This window comes from Nocardiopsis sp. LOL_012, from assembly GCF_048060475.1.
GTDB lineage: Bacteria > Actinomycetota > Actinomycetes > Streptosporangiales > Streptosporangiaceae > Nocardiopsis.
On sequence record NZ_JBHMIV010000091.1, the window covers coordinates 1 to 1,205 of the forward strand.

The 1,205-nt window shown below is 65.1% G+C and carries 1 protein-coding gene; it reads right to left on the minus strand.

Translation table 11 applies throughout. From position 1 onward, the window contains the following. Positions 1-903 (minus strand): LamG domain-containing protein (locus ACFHWE_RS23555; RefSeq protein WP_416604063.1); only part of this gene is annotated, 903 nt, incomplete at its 3' end. Positions 904-1,205 lie beyond the last annotated feature (302 nt).

Here is a 1,205-nt window from a genome sequence, read left to right on the forward strand (position 1 = left end):
CCAGGCGGTGGCGGGGTCGGCGTTGAGGGTGCCGTCCAGGCCGTGGTCGGAGGAGTCGGCCACGGTGGTGCCGCTGGTCTCGTCCAGCCTCCAGCGGCCTTCCAACGCGATCGGGCGGTTCGCCAACTCCCAGACCTCAGAACGGACGTCGGGGTCGTCGACGAGAGGTTCGTCGAGGACCACGCGATCCCAGACGCGGACGTCGTCGATGGCACCGGGCCAGAAGTAGTCGGGGCTGCCGCTGTGCTGGGCGCCGCCGATAGCCAGCGGGCCGTCGGCGTTCCAGGTAGTGGGGTGGTGGGCGCTGGCCTGGTGTACGCCGTCGACGTAGAGGTCAAGCCGGTTGGTGTCAGGGGTGTAGGTGCCCAGCAGGTGAGTCCACACGCCCAGTTGGGCGGGTGTGGCATCGGTGGCGTAGGTCCAGCCGCTGGCCCCGGCCGGCCCGTCGTCGTGCGGGGCCATCTTGAAGGTCCACCCCGGGTTGGAGTGGTACTGATAACCCAGGTGGAAAGCGGACTGGAAGTCACCGGTCTGGGCGACAGCAGTGACATTTCCAGTGGGGGTCTGGTCGAGTTTGACCCAGGCGGAGACGGAGAAGGAGTCAGTCGTGTCGATCACCGGGTCCACCGTCTCCAGGTAGGAGTTGCCGGAGGTTTCGACCGCCGCGCCTTCGAGACGGTGGGGTTGGCCAGACGCACCTCCGACACGGCCCCGAGTCCAATCCAGGCCACTGTCAGCACTGGCCACTCGTGTCGTATCGACCGTGTCTGCCGCAGTGTCTCCCTGGCCCTCGTTCAACGGGAAGTGCGAAACGGGACCGCTAGCCGGCGCTACGAGGAAGTAGTAGGCGAGCTCACACTCGGATGAGTTTCCATGCGCATCGACAGTGCGAGCGTAGATCATGTTCGCACCCTGGTGTCGGGGCGTGAGAAGAATCGTCGCTTCGTCACCGGGATTATCCAGCTCCACTTCGGTCGCGCACGAAGTGTCATCCAGGCTGTAGTAGTAAGAGCTGGCGTTGCCCACCCCGTTGTTGGTGAAGGTGAACTCACCCGTATGTCCAACCCCTCCATGTGCCGTGTCACCTTCGGGGTAGTCCGTTGAAGTCACTGTCGGCCCGGTCTCAGGCTTGGAGGTGTCGACTGTGATCCAGCAGAAGTCCGACCAGGGGTAGCCCCACTCGGTGCTGTCGTGGGCGATCGCCC